The sequence below is a fragment of the Paraburkholderia sp. EG286B genome (genome assembly GCF_040965655.1).
In the GTDB taxonomy this organism is placed as follows: domain Bacteria; phylum Pseudomonadota; class Gammaproteobacteria; order Burkholderiales; family Burkholderiaceae; genus Paraburkholderia.
This window is the reverse complement of the sequence record NZ_JBFRCF010000016.1, coordinates 107,698-125,608: the sequence shown is the minus strand read 5'-3', so window position 1 is coordinate 125,608 and position 17,911 is coordinate 107,698. Positions and strand designations below refer to the sequence as shown.

Genomic DNA, 17,911 nt, shown 5'->3' with positions numbered 1-17,911 from the left:
TACTGCGACGGTAAACGCGCATCACGCTTCCTCGCCGCTACCGGCTTCCTTCACGATCCATTGTTTGAACGCGCGCATGGCGGGCGTCGCCGTTTTCCCCTTTTGCGACGTGAGCCAGTAGCTGCCGGCCTGCACCTCGATATCGAAGGGCCGCACGAGCCTGCCCGCCGCGAGATCGCGCTCGAACATCGAAACTGGCGCGAGTGCGATGCCCGCGCCCTGCGTCGCCGCTTCCACCATGAGCCGCGACGAATCGAATACGGGTCCGCGCACCGGGCGTGGCGCGAGCCCGGCGGCTTCGAACCAGAGCGTCCAGTCGTCGGCGCGATACGAGCGCAGCAGTTTTTCGTTGGCAAGATCGGCAGGGCTCTGCAGACGCTGCGCGATATCGGGCGTGCAAAGCGCGGCGAGCGGCGCGTCGAACAGCTTCGCAGCGCGCGAACCCGGCCAGGTGCCGTCGCCGAACCGAATGGCGAAGTCGAGGCCTTCGCCCGCGAGATCGACGAGATTGTTGTTCGTCATGATGCGCAGCTCGACGAACGGATGCGCGTCGTGGAACGACTTCAGGCGCGGCATCAACCAGCCCACTGCGAAGGTCCCCACGGCTCCCACAGTCAGCACCTCGTGAAAGTGGCCGCCTTCGAATTGCCGCAACACGGCTTCGATACGGTCGAACGCATCCGTGAGCACGGGGCGCAGTGCGAGACCTTCGTCGGTGATCGCAAGGCCTCGCGGCAGACGCTTGAAGAGGGTCGCACCAAGCCTCTCCTCGAGCGTTCGGACCTGCTGGCTCACGGCCGCCTGAGTGACGTTCAGCTCGCTCGCCGCGCGTGTGAAGCTCAGGTGCCGCGCCGACGTTTCGAAGGCGCGCAGGGCATTGAGGGGCAGATACGTTCGCATGAGTGGGCCATAAGTCTTTCTGGGGCAACGCGCAATTTATCATCGTTTGTCACCCCGTGGAGAACACGCGATAGTGGCGGCACTTCAAGGAGAGGCCATGATCACGCGACGTAGGTTCACGATGACGGTGTTGGGCAGTGCGATAGCTGGCGTTGCATCTCAGGCATTCGGCGCCACGGCGGGACAGGCGCCGGAAGCGGGCGCGGCGCCCGTTGACGCAGTGGAAAAGCAGCTCGCCGCCATCGAGGCGCAGGCAGGCGGGCGGCTCGGCGTGGCGATGCTCGACACGGCGAACGGACACGTGCGCGGGTGGCGCATGCACGAGCGCTTTCCGATGTGCAGCACGTTCAAGGTGTTGCTCGCATCGGCCGTGTTGACGCGCAAGGATCACGGTAAGGAAGACCTCGCGCGCAAGATCGTGTATTCGCCTGCGCAAGTCGTGTCGTATTCGCCCGTGAGCGGACCGCGCGCGGGCAGTGAGGGCATGACGGTCGCCGAGCTGTGCGAAGCCGCGCTCACGCGCAGCGACAACACGGCGGCCAACCTGCTGCTGGAGAGCATCGGCGGCCCTGCGGCGATAACCGCTTTTGCGCGCAGCCTTGGCGACCCAGTCACGCGCCTTGACCGCAACGAGACCACGCTCAACGAAGCAATACCCGGCGACCCGCGCGATACGACCATGCCTGCCGCGATGGTCGCGAACCTGCGCGAATTGCTGCTGGGCGAGCGTCTTTCTGCGGCATCGCGCGAGCAGCTCATTGCATGGCTCGTCGCCAACAAGACTGGCGACGCGCGTTTGCGCGCGGGCTTGCCGAAGGACTGGCGCGTGGGCGACAAGACCGGCACCGGCGACCATGGCACCGCAAACGATGTGGCCATTGTCTGGCCCATGGGACGCGCCCCCATTCTCGTCACGACGTATCTCACCGGCGCAATGCACGCGAGTTCGGCTCAGCGCGATGCGGCGATCGCGCGGGTCGGAGTATGGGTGGCGAGTCTCTGACGCAATTGATGCGGCATCCTAAGCGTATGAAAAGAGACCGATCGTTCGCTGAACGTGCGCTTTCCTTACGCGTTGTTATATTTGCAACATTGACTTAATTTTCTGACGTCGATGTCGTCAATAGGGGTGACCTCTCACTACGGCGTCCCCCATGTCATTCCTTACCAGAATCAAGATCGGTCCGCGTCTCGGCGCGGGCTTTGCCATTGTGTTGCTCCTGCTCGGCGCAGTGGGCGGGATCGGTCTCCTTCAGGCGTCGCGGATATTCGACGGCACGGAGGAAATCGGCACGAATTGGCTGCCTAGCGTCGAGACGCTAGGCAATATGCGCAATCAAGCCCAGGACGTGCGTCGCACGTCGCTGCGCATGCTGATCGCCAACGACGCCAGCGAGAAGGCTTCGCTGCACGACCAGCACACCCAGATGATCAGCCAGTTCGGCACGCTGCTCGACAGCTATTCGAAGCTGGTCTCCTCGGCTGAAGAGCGTCGCGTGGCCGATTCGATCAGCACCGCATGGTCGCAATATCTGGACGACGACAAGAAGATCGAGGCCCTGTTCATGTCCGCCGATGGCGGATCGCCGGATGCCCGCGCTACGGTTTCGTCCGCATCGGCGAAGTCGTTCACGGCCGTCATGGATCTCATCAACCAGGACGTGACCCTCAATCACAACGGCTCGACCGCCGAAGTCGCCACGGCGAAGGCGGCGTACCACAGCGCGGTCGCCTGGACCATCGCGCTGATCGTGATTGCGATTGGCTTCGGCGCGACGATTGCGCTCTTCATCACGCGTTCGATCACGGGCCCGATCGCCCGGGCCGTGGACGTGGCCGAAACGGTGGCGCGTGGCGACCTGACCGCGCGAATTGAAGTGGACGGCACCGACGAGGCGGCCCAGTTGCTCGGCGCGCTGCGTCACATGAACGAGCGGCTCGTCGACCTCGTGGGCCGCGTGCGTACGGGCAGCGAAGGCATTGCGACGGCTTCTGCGCAGATCGCGGCGGGCAACACCGACCTGAGCCAGCGCACCGAAGAGCAGGCCGCTTCGCTCGAAGAAACGGCGGCGAGCATGGAAGAACTCACGGCGACCGTCAAGCAGAACGCCGACAACGCGACCCAAGGCAACACGCTGGCGGGTCAGGCTTCGCAAACGGCCACGCGCGGCGGCGAAGTGGTGGGCCGTGTGGTCGATACGATGCGCGATATCGCAAACAGCTCCGAGCAGGTCGCGCAGATCATCTCGGTGATCGAGGGCATTGCCTTCCAGACCAACATCCTGGCGCTCAACGCAGCCGTGGAAGCGGCGCGTGCGGGCGAACAGGGCCGCGGCTTCGCGGTGGTGGCCGGCGAAGTGCGCACGCTCGCGCAGCGCAGCGCGACGGCAGCGCGCGAAATCAAGGAACTCATCGGCGTATCGGTCGAGCGCGTCAACAACGGCACGGCGCTCGTGGACGACGCGGGCCGCACGATGGGCGAGATCGTGCAATCGGTCAAGCGCGTTGCCGACCTGATGAACGAGATCTCCGCGGCTTCGGGCGAGCAGCGCACCGGCATCGAGCAGGTCAACCAGGCCGTCACGCAGATGGACGAGGTCACGCAGCAGAACGCGGCGCTCGTCGAGGAAGCGTCGGCGGCGGCGCAGTCGATGTCCTCGCAGGCAGCGGCATTGCGCGAGCTGGTCTCGGTGTTCAACATCGGTTCTGCGGGCCGTGCGGCAACGACGAGCATCGCGCCGATGGCGAATGTCGTTGCGAGCGCAACGGTCAAGCGTCCCGCGGCTTCGAGGCCCGCGCCCGTGCGTGCTCCCGCTGCGCCCGCTCCGAAGGCGGATCGCCGCGAACCGGCGACGGCCACGTCCGATGACGACTGGCAGACCTTCTGATGTAGCGCGCTAAAAACGCATTTCAAACGCCCCGGTTAGCAGCACAACCGGGGCGTTTGTATTTTGACGCGGCTAAACGCGCATCAAAGCACGCCAAGCGTGGACTTCGGTTCCAGAAACGCTTCGATCCCGAACGCACCATACTCGCGCCCGATCCCCGATTGCTTGAAGCCGCCGAACGGCGCCGCCGGCTCATGGGCGAGCGTGTTGACGAGCACGCGGCCCGCTTCGATCTGCGCGGCCACGCGGCGTGCGCGCGCGATATCGGGCGAGAGCACGTAGGCTTGCAGGCCATAGGGCGTGTCGTTGGCGATCTCGATCGCGTGTTCGGTGTCGCGATACGCGATGATCGAAAGCACCGGCCCGAAAATCTCCTCGCGCGCGATGGTCATGTCGTTCGTCACGCCGCTGAACACGGTGGGGCGCACGAACCAGCCCGACTCGATGCCCTCGGGCCGCCCTGCGCCGCCCGCAATCAGGCGTGCGCCTTCGTCGATGCCGATGCCGATATAGCGCTGCACGCGCTCCCATTGCTTCTGGCTCACCATCGGGCCGACGCTCGCGCGCGTGTCGCGGGGATCGCCCGCCTGAAACTGCGCCACCGCTTCCACGACGCGCGCTTCGAATTCGACGAGCCGCGACTGCGGCACCAGAATGCGCGTACCCGCAATGCACGCCTGTCCGCTGTTCATGAAGCCAGCCTGCAGCGCGAGCGGCACGGCTTCGTCGAAATTCGCGTCGTCGAGCACGATGACCGGCGACTTGCCGCCCAGTTCGAGCGTCACGCGCTTGAGCGTTTCCGCCGCCGCGCGCAGGATCGACTTGCCCACCGCGGTCGAGCCTGTGAACGAGATCTTGGCGACGTCGGGATGCCCGGCGATGCGCGTGCCCACAGTGTCGCCGCGGCCCGTGACGATGTTGAAGAGGCCCGCGGGCAAGCCCGCCGAATGCAGCGCTTCGGTCACGATGCGCGTCTGCAGCGCGCTCATTTCGCTCGGCTTGATGACGGCCGTGCAGCCCGCCGCGAGCGCGGCTGCGAGCTTGCCGCAGATGATGCCCGCGTTGCTGTTCCAGGGCGTGATCAGCCCCGCCACGCCGAGCGGCTGCATGGTGACCTCGGCTGTGCCTGCGCGCCGCGTGAACGCGTAGCCTTCCAGCGTCTGCGCGGCGTCGCGCAGCACGTTGGAGGCGTGCTGCGCCATCCAGCGGCCGCGCGAGACCGGCGCGCCGTACTCCTGCACGATCGCATCGAAAAGCGTGTCCTCGCTCGCAACGACGGCCTCGTGCAGTGCCATCAGCATCTCGATGCGCTGCGCTTTCGGGGTGCGCGAAAACGCCGGGAACGCGCGCTTCGCGGCGGCGATGGCCGTCTCAGCGTCCACCGCGTCGGCGAGGCGCACGCGGCCGATCACGGCCTCGGTCGCGGGGTTGAAGAGGTCGAAGTATTCCTCGCCGTGCGGCGTGACGAACGCGCCGTCGAGATAGATCCTGTCGATGACCTGCATGGCTGCTCCAGAAAACGTGAGTCGATGAGGGCAAGATAGACGCCTGGCATTGCGTTGACTAGCCGTACAATGGCACATGACCTGTTGAGCGATTTGGGACAATGAAGACATCGGGCCTGGTGGAACTCGAAGCCGTGCTGGCCGTGGCGCGCCATCGCAGCTTCCGCGCGGCAGCCGACGAACTGAGCGTGTCGACCTCGGCGCTCAGCCACGCGGTGGCGGCGCTCGAAGCGCGCATCGGCGTGCGGCTCTTCAACCGCAGCACGCGCAGCGTGGCCTTGACGGAGGCCGGCGCGCAGTTCGTGAGCAGCGTCGCACCGGCGTTGTCCACGATCCGCGAGGCGCTCGACCAGGCGGGCAGCTTTCGCGACACGCCCTCCGGCACGCTGCGCATCAATGCTTCGGTGGGCGCGGCGAAGCAGGTGATGCCCGTTTTCATCGCTTATCTGCAGCGCTATCCCGAGATGAAGCTCGATCTCGTCACGGAAGGGCGGCTCATCGACATCGTGGTCGAAGGCTACGACGCCGGCATTCGCCTCGCCGAAACGGTGCCGCAGGACATGATCGCCGTGCCTTTCGGCGACCGTCAGCGTTTTGCAGTGATTGGCAGTCCGGAGTACTTTGCGAAGCACAAGCCGCCGCGCACGCCCGCCGATCTGAAGGCGCACCGTTGCATACGCAGCCGCATGCCGAGCGGGCAAATCTACCAATGGGAGTTCGAGCGGCGCGGCCAGGCCGTGCGCGTGGACGTGGAGGGCACGTTGACGCTCGACGAGCCCGGTCTCATGCTCGCGGCCGCGCGCGACGGACTCGGCCTCGCGTATCTGACCGAATGGAACGTGAACGCGGACCTGGCGGCGGGCACGCTCGTACGTGTGCTGGAGGACTGGACGCCGCCGCTCGACGGGCTCTGCCGCTATTACCCAGGGCGGCGGCATGCGCCGGCGGGTTTGCGCGCGCTGATCGAGACGATTCGCGAGCATGCCGACGCCGTGCGCGAGCGTGCGTTTTCTCCCGCGAAAAAGAGCCGGCGCGGGGCGGCCGCCAAGGGCTGATCGGGGCGTAAGCGAGCGTTACTACCGCGAACCAGGCAAAAAGTAAATGCTCGAGTTCGCTTATCCTCGTCGCCGAATGTTTGATCTTGAGTAATCCCGGCTCCATCCCATCCTTTTCCCTGAAGTAAATATAGTTTTGTCTGGGCCGTTTCAGCATCTCCGCCAGCATCAAATTATCCATTTCCCGTTTTCTGGATGTGCCTTGTATCAACATCCGTTTGGCAGTCGAATTTAATTGTCTCAAATGGATGCTCGTCAATCGATTGAGCTGCGGGTGGGCCTCCAGCACCTCGAAACGCCTTAGCAGCTCGTCAGCCGTGCCCTCCACACTGGCGGCGGGTGCGAATTAGTTTGCAAATTTGATGCTATCAAGCAGTTCGATGACCTGTGGTAATACTGACTCATTCAAATGTTGCAGATACCCCACCGAACGAGCAACACCGCAGACTGCTATCTGACGATACGGTATGCAGAAAGCGAAAATCCGACTACGTTGCTCCTCGTCGCCCTCGATATCGTCTTGTGTTATGCCGCCGCCGCTCCACAGGTTGCCCTGCAAAGAGTGAAAGGTCGTATGCTGCCCAGGCGCACCTATGACATTCGGGGAGGTGTCTAAGGTCCATCCATTTGCAGTCTTTTTGATACCTCCGAGGTCAGATAACGTTTGGGTGCCTGGCGAATTCTCGCAGCTAAACTGAATCCATGTTTCAAAAGAATATCGTGCCTTCAAGTTAATCGTTGAGATATAGCTTGCAGAATGGGGCGTACTTTCATTGTCAACGGAGATCCGCCCACTATAGGAGTCACTTAAATTAAAGTTGCATCCATCAACGGATATTTGGCGTTCAATCTTAGGCTGACTATATGTGCAACTACTGAATAAGCAGGCCGCAAGCAGCGAAAGCCAATTTCTCATCAGACATTTCTCCGTTCGTAACCAGCGGGATTGTCCCAGCCATGACCTTCATCGCATGGAAAAGACGTTCCGTCCGCCAGGACCATCAACGCACTTGTGTAGGCCTGGTATCGCGCCAAAATTCCATTGACGCGGGCAATTTTTGCGAGATCTTTGGGCGTGCTCCCAAAATTCACGGTTGCGGCAATTTGGCCGTAACTTTGGCAGCTGTAATAAACCACGGGGCGAAAGCCCGGCTTCGTGATATTTTGGACTTGTCGTTGCATAGCCGTGGGTTTGTCCGCGTAACGCATTGCACCTGTCCAAGCCCAATACGCCCCTGAGCTTTCTGCGGCATGAACTGGTTTGACAGCAGTATCTTCGCGCCATTGAACCATTTGCGGTGTTAGTGCAGGGTAATTGCTGTCTTTGAACGATGTATTGTTTCCCTCCTTGTTAGCCTTTTTGGCTGATTCACCTAGCTCTTTTTCCAATGTTTCGGGAATGGATCGGCCGAGGAATTTCCAATATTTGACATAATTATCCGGCCAGGTTAGCTGCAAGAATCCTCGTCCGTCCCAAGGCCAATATTTGGCGGATGCATTGTTTTCGTGGAGTCTTTGAAACCATTGTGTTTCCACCATCGCATTTCCAAGAAATGCAGCGATCCGCAATGGATTAGGTGCGATATTGAATTTACACATCATTTTGTTGAGTTCTATGTAATTCACGTGAATTGACGATCGATTATTGCGGTTGACAGGGATGTTCTCCGAAATCCAATGCGCATGCCCGTCCGCGCCCTTCGCATGGCGCAGTGCCGACATTGGTAGCATGCTGAGCAATTCGTTTTCACTGAGCCATCCGCACTTTCTGAAATGCCGGATGAACGCTAGTGGATGAAAGAACCAGAGATTTCCCCCGGCGGGCAAGCCTGTCACGTCCCAGAATTGGATTGCCTTGAGGTACTTGAGAAAATCCTTGTAGCCCTGCTCCCTGCGGTGGTAAAACCCACCCTCATCGAGTAGCTTTGCATAGCGCGTTTCGTTGTTCGTGCTGTCCCATTCGCTGGGCGCGTGGCAGATAAACCCTCGCAGGGCCTGCCGTACCGGGTTATCGAGTGTGATGTAGGTGGACAGCGCCTGCGCTTTCTGGGCTTCGGTCACATCCTCTATCACCGGCAGTTCCTTGCCAGTCGCAGCGTCCTTGACGAGTTTCTTCAGAGTGTCTATGTCGCACATTCCGTTGCAGTCAAAAAGCGTGTTGCCGTCGGCAATCTTCTGCCAGCCCATGAACGACGGGAAATCCGCGTCGGACAGCTTCTTGATTGCTTCGTTGCTAATGTCGATATAGCCCCGCTTGCCATTCGCATAGGTCACGCTTACCCATGTCGGCGCGGTTGCGGTCGAGGACAGGATACGCCCGAAACGCAGCATCTCGTACCCGTCACTCGGACGTGCTGGGTAAAGGGCCGTGGCCCGCGAGTAGAGGTCGTATTCGTAATTGACCTCTGGCACCGGGCGGGGGTTAGCAGTGTGCGGGCACCGTTTGCTGCGACGCTCCAGACGTTGGTATATTTGGCCCCGTTGCAGAAATAGGTCTCGACAGCCAGCGGCAGATCGTTCGCGCCGTCTTGGCCACGCTCGAATTTGATACCGCGTAAAGTGTTGTCTGGCCCAGTTCCCGGCGGTTGTGCATGGAACGACTGCCCGGCAGGAATGGTGTGATAGACATGCCCCCAGCAATCCCTGCCCGTTGGGGTATCCGGCGCGTGATTGCCTGGCTGCGTGTGACCGAAGTAAGCATGGAAATCGTCCGGCACCGCGAATATTTCGAAGTGCAGATGGGTTCGCCCCTCGTAGCGTCCAGGATAGCCCAGAATGTCCTTGCGCCGTATTTTTTGTCCGTTACCTTTTACCGCCTGCGTAACTTTGCCCTTTGGAGCGTCGCCGGTCGGCATGTGCAGAAAATCGGGCAGCTCCTTCGCGTCGAATCCAAATGTGTGGTACTCGGCCAGCGGCAGCAAGTGCATGTAGAGCGAATAGAACGTTAGTGCGCGGTTGTCACCCGTCTCGCCCCTGTGCCTGAGCAGGATGAATCCCACATGGCTGTTGTCAGGGTCAATCGCGCGCTGGCACACCCGGTAGGCCACCACCTCGCCGTCGGCGATGGCATAGACCGCGCCGTGCATGTCGGGCGCAAGATGGATGCCACAATGCCGGCGTCGGTCAAACGCGAAGGGATAGATACCGTGAAAGAGCTCCAACTCGTCAACGGCATCCATCATAGGGTCTGGTTTTGCGAGGTCTAACTTTGAAGGGTCCAGTTGCGGCAGAAAAGGCGGGCTGATTATCATGGCAAAATCGCGTTCCTGTTAGGTGGGTTCGGATTACCCAAATTGACGCTAGCGCGAACAGGGAAGCGGAAGCAACATGGCAGGCTCTCGATTTCTGTAAACAATTGTCAGGCGTGTACCAACATTGATTTCGAGCACGGTCCAGTGCTACATGGACCCGAAAGAGCCGGTTGGAGGCAATTCCCGGCGCGTTTCAACGAGTGACAGGCCTGTTGGGTTCAGGGCACAAACGGGGTTGCTGCCGCTGGGTGGCAGGGTGACGGGGTGGGTGTTCATCTGCAGGATGATCAACGACTTGAACGAACCGCAAATCCGCGCTGCTTCCGGTGCGCGCTATCCTTGGCGGCACCCACACATTAGACCCCGTGCCCACCGCACGACCTCGTGAACACCATGAGTGGGTCACTTCAGTTCTTCGCTGATTCCGCCATCACCAACTCATTCGCGCCCATCGCGGGTTGATGTTCAAGCACATCCACTGATTCAGCGGCTTCGGTCGTGCTCAAGATTACCTGCCTCGTCCAACGACGGGTGTTCAGGCGCACGAAGGTAGCGTCTGCGCATTTCTCCCCAATGCTTTAAGGGACGAGGACCTCAAGCGCTCGCCCATGTGGACGCGTTCATTGCTGACACCGCTTCATGCGATAGCCGAGATTTACTTACACCAGTCATACATCGCTGTTGCATTTCCCCGACAGGCAGTGAGCCCATCTTTTGAAATACGAATAATTCGCATTATCATCTCGCTCTTTCGCTGATCGGGGCCGGATGGCAGTGCGGCCCGGACAGCGCTCGTTGAACGCAAAGAAGAAGGGAAAGCATGGCTTCGGGGAAGCGCACGTCGCACACACGCATGTCGCAAACGCGCATGTCGCACACGCGCACGCAACAATGGCGCAGGATCTGCGCCCACGCGATCATCCACTCCACGCTTGCAGCGGGCATCGCCGGCATCGCCCACGCGGCGCACGCGGCAGACGCCGACGCGGCGAGCGCAGCGGCAAACCCAACCGCATCGGCCGACGAAGCCACCCAGCTCGCGCCCCTCAAGATCACGGGCAGCAAGACTCAGGGCTACGCGCCGCAAACCGTCGAGACGGGTCAATACCGCGGCATGGATGCGCTCGATGTGCCGGCCACGGTGAACGTCGTCACGCGCTCGGTCATGGACGCCCAGGGCGACACCGGCCTCTACGACGCGCTGCGCAACGTCGCGGGCGTGACGCGCCAGCAGCTCAACGGACTCGCGTACGACAACCTCTCGGTGCGCGGCATCCCGCTCGACAATCGCTCGAGCTTCTACCTCGACGGCCTGCTTCCCATCGACAACAACATCTGGATGCCGATGGAGAACAAGGAGCGCGTGGAAGTGCTCAAGGGGGCGTCCGCGCTGTACTACGGCTTCGGTGCGCCGGCGGGCATCGTCAACATGGTGATGAAGCGCGCGGGCAGCGAGCCCTTCACGAGCATTTCGGTGCTCGGCGACTCGAACGGTTCGATCGGCGCGGCCGCCGACATTGCGCGCCGCTTTGGCCCGAGCGACCAGTTCGGCATCCGTGTGAACGCGATGGACGAGCACGTCGAAACACCCATTGAAGGCGATCGCGGCTACCGCAAGTTCGTGAGCGCCGCGCTCGACTGGCGCGTGAACGACAAGCTCAAGCTGCAATACGATCTCGAGCACATCGAAACGCGCATCGTCGAACAGGCGGGTATTGCGCCGCTTACTGCCGTGAACGGCAAGATCACGCTGCCCGCCATGCCCGCCCCCTCGAAGCTGCTCGTGCCGAACAACAGGCCGACCACGGCGAGCGCCACGTCGCAGCTCGCGCGCGCCGACTATGCGTTCAACGACCACTGGAGCGCGATGCTCTCGCTTGGCCAGTCGATTACGCGGCGCGACCGCTGGGCCTGGGTGTTCCAGAAGTACAACGTCGCGACCGGCGCGGGCACGCTGCAAGGCAGCCAGCAATATGGCCAGATGTACGAGAACAAGAACGTGCGCCTCGAAGTGAACGGCGACTTCAAGACCGGACCGTTCACGCATACGGTCACGACCGGTGTCGTGCAGAACTGGCTGTTTCAGCCGGACTTCACGACGTACACGTATACGGCCGCGCAAAATCTCTACGATCCCATCAACATCACGACGCTCAAGCAAAGCGGCAGCGCGCGGCAGTTCTACGCGCAGCACGTGCGCAACAGCGGCATCTATCTGTTCGACCAGATCGACATCACCCCGCGCCTGCAAATCGTGGCCGGCGTGCGCCGCTCGGAGTACATGACCTCGCAGGCCGGTACGCCGAGCTCCGATATTAACCACACGTCGCCCTCGGGCAGCATCACTTACCGCATCACACCGCAGACGAGCGTCTACGCGAGCTACGTCGAGGCGCTCGAATCGGCGGGCAGCGCGCCGGCCACGGCCGTCAACGCGAACCAGATCCTGCCCGCGGCGGTGAGCCGTCAGCAGGAAGTGGGCGTGCGCACGCGCCTCGCCGGGAATACGCTCGTATCGCTTGCGCTCTTCAACCTCAAACAGGCCAGCGCCGAAACGAATGCCGACAACGTCTATGTGATGGACGGCAACGCGCGTTATCGCGGCGTGGAGTTTTCGGTGCAGGGCGATGTGACGAAGGACGTTTCGCTCACGGCATCGGCCGTTTATCTCGACGCGAAGCAGATCGATTCTTCCGACCCGACGCTCGTCGGCAAGACGCCGGAGAATACGCCGCACGTCACGGCGAGCCTGTTTGCCGAATATCGCGTGCCGGTGCTCGCGGGTCTTTCGGTGAATGGCGGCATCTATTACGTGGGGCCGCGCCAGGTGAACAACGCGAACCAGGCGCAGATCGGCGGTTATACGCTGTTGACCGCAGGCGTGCGTTACGCGACGCGCGTGTACGGCAAACGCGTTTCGGTGCAGGCGAATCTGGAGAACGCGGCCAACCGGCGCTACTGGAGCGCGGCGGGGTCGAATCAGCTGGGCGTGGGACTCGGACGCACGCTCGAATTGACTTCAACGCTGGAGTTTTAAGCGTCGGCGCGAGGCTTCAAAAAATCTTCACACAGGGCCTTCAAAAATGCGCGACGAGTCGATACAATGGCGACCCTTCGAGCCCACGAGGCGAGAGTGAACGGGATCTAACGAGTCCCGGGTCGTATTGGATTGCCGACGTGGTGAAATTGGTAGACACGCTATCTTGAGGGGGTAGTGGCGAAAGCTGTGCGAGTTCGAGTCTCGCCGTCGGCACCAAAGTTGAATTCAGAATCTTGCGCTGAAACTGCGTGGTGATACTGGAACGAATTGCATTCGCGCGCTTGTGCTGCGAATGGCGCAAGAGAGCCGGCTCATGAGCCGGCTTTTTGCTTTTGCGGGCAATCTTAAGGACTCCAGTATAGTTCCTGGCGAGCGCGAGAGTGCTTGCGAGGTTACGTCCGCGGCGTATATAATCGCGGCTCTTCGAGCAGGTCCATTAGCCGACATTGCTCGATTCTGCGTCATCCCACTGGCGCAGAAGTCGTTCTGTACGGGGGTATAGCTCAGCTGGGAGAGCGCTTGCATGGCATGCAAGAGGTCAGCGGTTCGATCCCGCTTACCTCCACCAACAGAACGCGTGGCCTTCGGGCACGTGTGAGACGAAAAAACATCGGCTTATCCGTCAGCTTGGTACCCAACCGACCAAACCCCTCAATCGCCCTGCAGGTAAAGATCCTACGGTGGCTCGCGTACTCATTTAGTCACGGATTTGAGCATTGAAGGTACTCCGAGCGCGCGAGAGAGTCGTATTTTGACGGCTGCACATTGACAATGGCTTACCTCCGCTCTGGCCGAGGTTCAGCGTGAAGGATAAGTCGTGGCGAGCTCCGACTCGGACGCTGGCTCCTTCTGCTTCGTCAGAGTGCTCCTCCGATCATTAGCGATGCGCTGAACACGTGATTCCGCCGCTTTCACTCGATTGATGAATGAATGAGCCCACGCGGTTGCACCTGCGTAGTTCGCGGCGGTCTGCTTCGTCGCGTCAAGGAGACGAAGACCGTCGTCCGGGTGTTTCCAAAGTAGTTATTCCCGCGTTTCCGGAAACCGGTAAACCTCAACAAATCCGGATGGCTGATAAGGTCCTCGCGAAGCCCTCCACTCATCAGCGTATTGCCGAAGCGCATCTGACGTGTACTTTTGCTTTTCCAACCGTGACAACGCCTCGAGGGGCGGCGCATTTGAACTGGTCCAGCAAGTGGGTGTAGATTTTTTCTTCTGGCCAGTCATAAGCTGTGTCTGCGCGCTTCCTCGCCTTGTTCCAGAGGAACACCGAATACGGATTCCAGGCAGCGTTCGTGGTTACAGCGCGCGCTTCAGTTCCAGGGCGAACCTAGCTTGAAGGAGCGCCTCATGAAACTCATCACAATCGTTCCGATGAGGTTCGAGGCCGCGCGGGTCGATGACTTCACAAAACGCTGCGCGGAACTACGCAATGACGTCGCTCACTTTGGTGGAGTCGGACTAGAGCATCAACGGCTGACTTTAATCTTGAGGTTAGTCGACTAAGCGAAGCATTGTCGGTGCTCTAAATATAGTTCGTTTTTGAGGAATTGCCTTGTCGATATTTCGCCTCCAATCGGCCACGCTCTGGCGCGATCGGTATCGTGAATTGCAGAGTGCTAAAGATTATTTAAAAAGATATAGGGTAACGATCTCGTATTTCAGAATATCCGGCAATTGACCTTCCTCGCCGAAGTATTCCACTGTAACGTCAGCGGCAATGGCGAACATGCCGAACGCTCCAGTGCCGATATCATAAACCCCGGTCAAGAGGCCATATGGCCTCTCTGAACGTTATGCGCTGAGCTGGTGGGCACCGGAGTTCCAGACGAGCGGCACGCGTGTCACACAATTCACCATTCCCCCTTCAAAGCCTATCTGCCCTGCGGGATCAAGTTCGAAATCGGGAATGCGCCGGAACCATTCCTCAAGGAAAACGCGAATCTCGTTTCGGGCCAGCAGCGCTCCTGCACAGCGATGGGGGCCGTTGCCAAAGGCTGCATGTTGGGATGCATTCGCGCGCGCAAAATCGGCGTGCATTGGGCACTGGAACTTGCGTTCATCCATGCCATGCAACAGTGGGCGGACGTACACCCGGTCTCCCGCCTTGAAGCGGACACCCTTATATTCGAAGTCGCGAGTCATCACACGGCCTGTGCTGGATGGTGCAAACATGCGCAGCAGTTCCTCGACGGCGTTGCCCACCAGTTCCGGGTGCTCCGCCAGTTGGCGACGATGTGCTGGGTTGCGCGCGAGATAGAGCACGGCAAAACCCATGGTCGACGCGACAGTGTCGAGTCCGCCAAAGATGACGTTGACCATCATGCCGCGTATCTCCTGCTCAGTGAGAGGTCGTCCGAATACCGTTCCATTCACGATTGCACTGATCAGATCCGCTCCCGGCTCCTTTTGGCGATCGCGAATGATATTCTCAAGGTACCCGAACAGCATGCGCTGCGACCACTCACGACGCTCTGGGTCATTCGCCCGAACGCTTGCCTCGGTCCACGCAAGCAGGTCGTCCAGATCGGTGAGTGGGAGATTCACGAGTCGCATGAAGATGGTGATCGGGAACTTCATCGCAAAATCGGACATGAATTCGCAACGGCCCTTCTTCTTGAAACCTTCGATTAGCAAGACCGCCAGTTCCCGGATTTCGCCCTCCATGTCACGGATAACCTTCGGCGCGAAGAAGCGCTTGATCAGCGCACGATAGTCCGCGTGCTCGGGAGGGTCGGCCGACAGAGGCAAGATCTGCATCGTCGTGCTGGCGGGAAGCGTGATCTCGTGCATCGAGAACGGGTCGTGATTGCGCTGCGCAAATTCGATATCCGCCGCTCGTGTGAGGATCCAGTGACCGCCGTTGTACCGCGTCCAGACAATGTCCGGACCATCGTGAAGGCGTTTCCACGCGCCGACAATGTCGGCTTCGCCGCCTGGAGGCTTGCTGAAATCCCAGTCTACAACGAGTTCTTGAGGTACATGGTCGGGAACCGGTACGAGAGGGACAGCGATATGGGACATTTGAGTTCTCCGCGAACGAGTGTTCACCGGTTGCTTTGATCAGGTTTGCGAAGCGGGTAACCGCACGACTAATCCGTCGAGTTCATTAGTCACCTGAATCTGGCAACCGAGCCGGCTGTTACTATTCGCATCAATGGCGCCGCTCAGCATATCCAGTTCGGCGTGCTTCGCGGGTGGAATCCTTGCGGCCCACATATCGTCGACATAGCAGTGACATGTCGCGCAATTGCAGTAGCCCCCGCAATCGGCGAGGATGCCAGGCACCGAGTTACTGATGGCTGCCTGCATCAACGACTGGCCGGCATTCGCCTCGACGGTATGCTCCGTGTTGTCATGCTCGATGAAAGTAATCCTTGGCATTTCAGTATCCTAAGTTTTTCCTACTGCGTGCGCATCGTTGCGGCGGTTGCCTAGCTGACCGTGAAGCCGCCGTCCGCTGCGATGATTTGGCCGGTGACGTAGCTTGCGGCGGGGCTTGCGAGAAAGAACACGCTCTGGGCGACTTCGATTGGGGCAGCCATCCGACCCATAGGAACGCGGCCTGCGCCCACGATCGGCCCGCGTATCCTGAAGGTGGTGCTGATGTTTTTGCCGCCCTCGCTGGCCATACCGCCAGGCAGGATCGAATTGACGCGGATTCCATCGGCCGCAAACTCGCTGGCCAGTGTTCGCGTAATGCTGTCCACGCCGGCCTTCGCGGCGTCGTAGTGGGCGTTGACGCCCCACAACGTGGGTCGAAGCGCACCCACGGAGGATATGTTGACGATCGAGCCACCTTCGCCCTTTTCCTTCATGCGCGTAATCGCCTCGCGGCAGCATAGGAAAGTGCCACGTAGCGTGACGTCCTGCATCTGGTCCCACTGCTCCACAGACATTTCGAAAAACTCAGCCTTCGAACGGTGCGCAGCGTTGTTGATGAGAATGTCTACGGCACCGAATTTTGCATCGATGGCTGCAAAGAGTGCCTTGACGGAAGCTTCGTCCGCAACGTCCACCTTGCAGGGCAATACAATGCCACCGTTTGCCTCGATATCCGCCGCAGTTGCGGACGCGGCATCCGGGTTCAGGTCGGCGATCACGACATTGGCGCCCGCCTCAGCAAGCAGTCGCGCTGTTTCGCGGCCTAGACCTTGCGCAGAGCCGGTAACGACGGCAGTCTTTCCCGTGAGATTGAAAATCTGCGCGAGGCGCGCGCCGATCTGGTTTTCGCTAAACATGGAATGCTCCGTTTGAGTAGTCGCTGAGAGTTGTGCTTCCTCGCGGACCTTCAGCTAATCAGAAATCCGCCGTCGAGCGTAATCGACTGGCCCGTCATATAGCGGCCCGACGGGCCCGCGAGGTACAAGACCGCCGCTGCGATGTCGGCGGGATCTCCCCATCCAAGCGGCAAGCGTCGCTCTGCATCCGTGCCGGGACCCGTGAGTTTTCCTGTCTTCAGGCGAGCCTGCGTGTCGGGATGAAACTGAACCTTGCCGGGCACAGCGCCGGGAAGCACGCAGTTGACGAGGATCTGCTCGGGGGCATAGTCGAGCGCCGCGGAGCGAACCAAGCCCGTTACGCCCGCTCGCGCGGCGCCGTAAGGGCCATTCCCGTTGAGGACGGCATGCATCGCTCCCATAGTGGTCACGTTCACGATGCGGCCACCCCGGCCTGCGACGAGCATGTGCTTGATCGCTTCTCGCATGCAGAAGAAAACGGACTTCAAGTCGATCGACATGACTTCGTCCCAGGCCGCTTCGGTGAAATCCGTGAGTGGTCCGTTATTGGTCATCGCGGCGCAATTGACCACGATGTCGGGGCTGCCCCAAGTCGCCTTCACCTGTTCGAACAACGCGATCACAGAGGCTTCGCGCTCCACGTCCGTCTCGATCGCGACAGCTTCCCCGCCTGCCAAAAGGATTCTGTCTACGACAGGCTGCATGTGCGCCGCGCTGTGATCCGCGATCACGACCTTCGCGCCGGCTTCGGCCAGCACAGGGGCAATATCGATACTGGAATTGCGTCCCTTGTCGGTAACGACGGCGACTTTTCCGCTGATGCCGAATAGCCGTTCAAGCACGGTCGTGGTCATCGGGTTGTCTCCTGAAGGATTGTCGATTTTTCTGCATTCTAGCGACAACCCTCGACGCACAATGGTTACCGTATGGAACAATTAGAGTGAGTAATTTTCATCAAATCGGAGCGCGCAAGACCACGAGACTTCAGGGCGGCGAGGCGATTGCCAGGCCAGTACCGGAGTGAAAGCGTG

The 17,911-nt window shown here is 60.4% G+C and carries 14 protein-coding genes and 2 tRNA genes; 7 read left to right on the top strand and 9 right to left on the bottom strand.

Translation table 11 applies throughout. From position 1 onward, the window contains the following. Positions 1-21: 21 nt before the first annotated feature. Positions 22-900, bottom strand: coding sequence for a LysR family transcriptional regulator (locus AB4Y42_RS30095; protein ID WP_368696179.1), 879 nt, complete (start codon positions 898-900; stop codon positions 22-24). Between the two features lie 97 nt (positions 901-997). Here AB4Y42_RS30095 and bla point away from each other — a divergent pair, with 97 nt between their 5' ends. Further along, complete coding sequence (gene bla / locus AB4Y42_RS30090) at positions 998-1,903, top strand: class A beta-lactamase (RefSeq protein WP_368696178.1); 906 nt, start codon at positions 998-1,000, stop codon at positions 1,901-1,903. Positions 1,904-2,054: 151 nt separating this feature from the next. Continuing rightward, entirely contained in the window at positions 2,055-3,788 is a 1,734-nt protein-coding gene (locus tag AB4Y42_RS30085) for a methyl-accepting chemotaxis protein (RefSeq protein WP_368696177.1), read from the top strand. Positions 3,789-3,871: 83 nt separating this feature from the next. On the opposite strand, the gene AB4Y42_RS30080 is transcribed toward AB4Y42_RS30085, so the two are convergent. Then, on the bottom strand, positions 3,872-5,293 hold the full coding sequence (locus tag AB4Y42_RS30080; protein WP_368696176.1) for an aldehyde dehydrogenase family protein: 1,422 nt from the start codon (positions 5,291-5,293) through the stop codon (positions 3,872-3,874). A 101-nt stretch (positions 5,294-5,394) separates the two neighbouring features. Between AB4Y42_RS30080 and AB4Y42_RS30075 the strand changes: the two genes are divergently transcribed. After that, positions 5,395-6,348, top strand: a complete 954-nt coding sequence (locus tag AB4Y42_RS30075) for a LysR family transcriptional regulator (protein ID WP_368696175.1) — start codon at positions 5,395-5,397, stop codon at positions 6,346-6,348. Between the two features lie 346 nt (positions 6,349-6,694). Here the strand turns inward: AB4Y42_RS30075 and AB4Y42_RS30070 are convergent, their stop codons facing one another. The 3 genes from AB4Y42_RS30070 to AB4Y42_RS30060 are packed head-to-tail and all read right to left on the bottom strand — an operon-like array spanning position 6,695 to position 9,530. Beyond that, on the bottom strand, positions 6,695-7,264 hold the full coding sequence (locus AB4Y42_RS30070) for a hypothetical protein (RefSeq protein WP_368696174.1): 570 nt from the start codon (positions 7,262-7,264) through the stop codon (positions 6,695-6,697). After that, positions 7,264-8,622: a hypothetical protein gene (locus tag AB4Y42_RS30065; RefSeq protein ID WP_368696173.1), complete on the bottom strand. Its 1,359-nt coding sequence runs from the start codon at positions 8,620-8,622 to the stop codon at positions 7,264-7,266. Before AB4Y42_RS30065 ends, AB4Y42_RS30070 begins: the two co-directional genes overlap by 1 nt. A gap of 2 nt (positions 8,623-8,624) precedes the next feature. Then, entirely contained in the window at positions 8,625-9,530 is a 906-nt protein-coding gene (locus tag AB4Y42_RS30060) for a M23 family metallopeptidase (RefSeq protein WP_368696172.1), read from the bottom strand. An 889-nt stretch (positions 9,531-10,419) separates the two neighbouring features. On the opposite strand from AB4Y42_RS30060, the gene AB4Y42_RS30055 reads away from it, so the two are divergent. From AB4Y42_RS30055 to AB4Y42_RS30040, 4 genes are all read left to right on the top strand, one after another. Then, complete coding sequence (locus AB4Y42_RS30055) at positions 10,420-12,636, top strand: TonB-dependent siderophore receptor (protein WP_368696171.1); 2,217 nt, start codon at positions 10,420-10,422, stop codon at positions 12,634-12,636. A 134-nt stretch (positions 12,637-12,770) separates the two neighbouring features. Next, positions 12,771-12,855 (top strand) — tRNA-Leu (locus AB4Y42_RS30050). A 276-nt stretch (positions 12,856-13,131) separates the two neighbouring features. Beyond that, positions 13,132-13,207 (top strand) — tRNA-Ala (locus AB4Y42_RS30045). A 647-nt stretch (positions 13,208-13,854) separates the two neighbouring features. Further along, positions 13,855-14,145: a HEPN domain-containing protein gene (locus AB4Y42_RS30040; RefSeq protein WP_368696215.1), complete on the top strand. Its 291-nt coding sequence runs from the start codon at positions 13,855-13,857 to the stop codon at positions 14,143-14,145. Between the two features lie 288 nt (positions 14,146-14,433). Here the strand turns inward: AB4Y42_RS30040 and AB4Y42_RS30035 are convergent, their stop codons facing one another. Genes AB4Y42_RS30035 through AB4Y42_RS30020 form a run of 4 tightly spaced genes read right to left on the bottom strand, consistent with a single transcriptional unit; the run spans position 14,434 to position 17,734 of the window. Then, on the bottom strand, positions 14,434-15,663 hold the full coding sequence (locus tag AB4Y42_RS30035; RefSeq protein WP_368696170.1) for a cytochrome P450: 1,230 nt from the start codon (positions 15,661-15,663) through the stop codon (positions 14,434-14,436). Between the two features lie 39 nt (positions 15,664-15,702). Beyond that, positions 15,703-16,023 (bottom strand): 2Fe-2S iron-sulfur cluster-binding protein, encoded by a 321-nt coding sequence (locus tag AB4Y42_RS30030; RefSeq protein WP_368687394.1) that lies wholly within the window; start codon positions 16,021-16,023, stop codon positions 15,703-15,705. A 50-nt stretch (positions 16,024-16,073) separates the two neighbouring features. After that, a complete protein-coding gene (locus AB4Y42_RS30025) occupies positions 16,074-16,880 on the bottom strand; it encodes an SDR family NAD(P)-dependent oxidoreductase (protein ID WP_368687395.1) in 807 nt (268 codons plus the stop codon). Positions 16,881-16,930: 50 nt separating this feature from the next. Next, complete coding sequence (locus tag AB4Y42_RS30020; protein ID WP_368687396.1) at positions 16,931-17,734, bottom strand: SDR family NAD(P)-dependent oxidoreductase; 804 nt, start codon at positions 17,732-17,734, stop codon at positions 16,931-16,933. Between the last annotated feature and the right edge of the window lie 177 nt (positions 17,735-17,911).

Coding starts and splice junctions, on each gene's coding strand:
- AB4Y42_RS30095 (WP_368696179.1), bottom strand. CDS start 900: ATGCGAACGTATCTGCCCCTCAATGCCCTGCGCGCCTTCGAAACGTCG.
- bla (WP_368696178.1), top strand. CDS start 998: ATGATCACGCGACGTAGGTTCACGATGACGGTGTTGGGCAGTGCGATA.
- AB4Y42_RS30085 (WP_368696177.1), top strand. CDS start 2,055: ATGTCATTCCTTACCAGAATCAAGATCGGTCCGCGTCTCGGCGCGGGC.
- AB4Y42_RS30080 (WP_368696176.1), bottom strand. CDS start 5,293: ATGCAGGTCATCGACAGGATCTATCTCGACGGCGCGTTCGTCACGCCG.
- AB4Y42_RS30075 (WP_368696175.1), top strand. CDS start 5,395: ATGAAGACATCGGGCCTGGTGGAACTCGAAGCCGTGCTGGCCGTGGCG.
- AB4Y42_RS30070 (WP_368696174.1), bottom strand. CDS start 7,264: ATGAGAAATTGGCTTTCGCTGCTTGCGGCCTGCTTATTCAGTAGTTGC.
- AB4Y42_RS30060 (WP_368696172.1), bottom strand. CDS start 9,530: ATGATGGATGCCGTTGACGAGTTGGAGCTCTTTCACGGTATCTATCCC.
- AB4Y42_RS30055 (WP_368696171.1), top strand. CDS start 10,420: ATGGCTTCGGGGAAGCGCACGTCGCACACACGCATGTCGCAAACGCGC.
- AB4Y42_RS30035 (WP_368696170.1), bottom strand. CDS start 15,663: ATGTCCCATATCGCTGTCCCTCTCGTACCGGTTCCCGACCATGTACCT.
- AB4Y42_RS30030 (WP_368687394.1), bottom strand. CDS start 16,023: ATGCCAAGGATTACTTTCATCGAGCATGACAACACGGAGCATACCGTC.
- AB4Y42_RS30025 (WP_368687395.1), bottom strand. CDS start 16,880: ATGTTTAGCGAAAACCAGATCGGCGCGCGCCTCGCGCAGATTTTCAAT.
- AB4Y42_RS30020 (WP_368687396.1), bottom strand. CDS start 17,734: ATGACCACGACCGTGCTTGAACGGCTATTCGGCATCAGCGGAAAAGTC.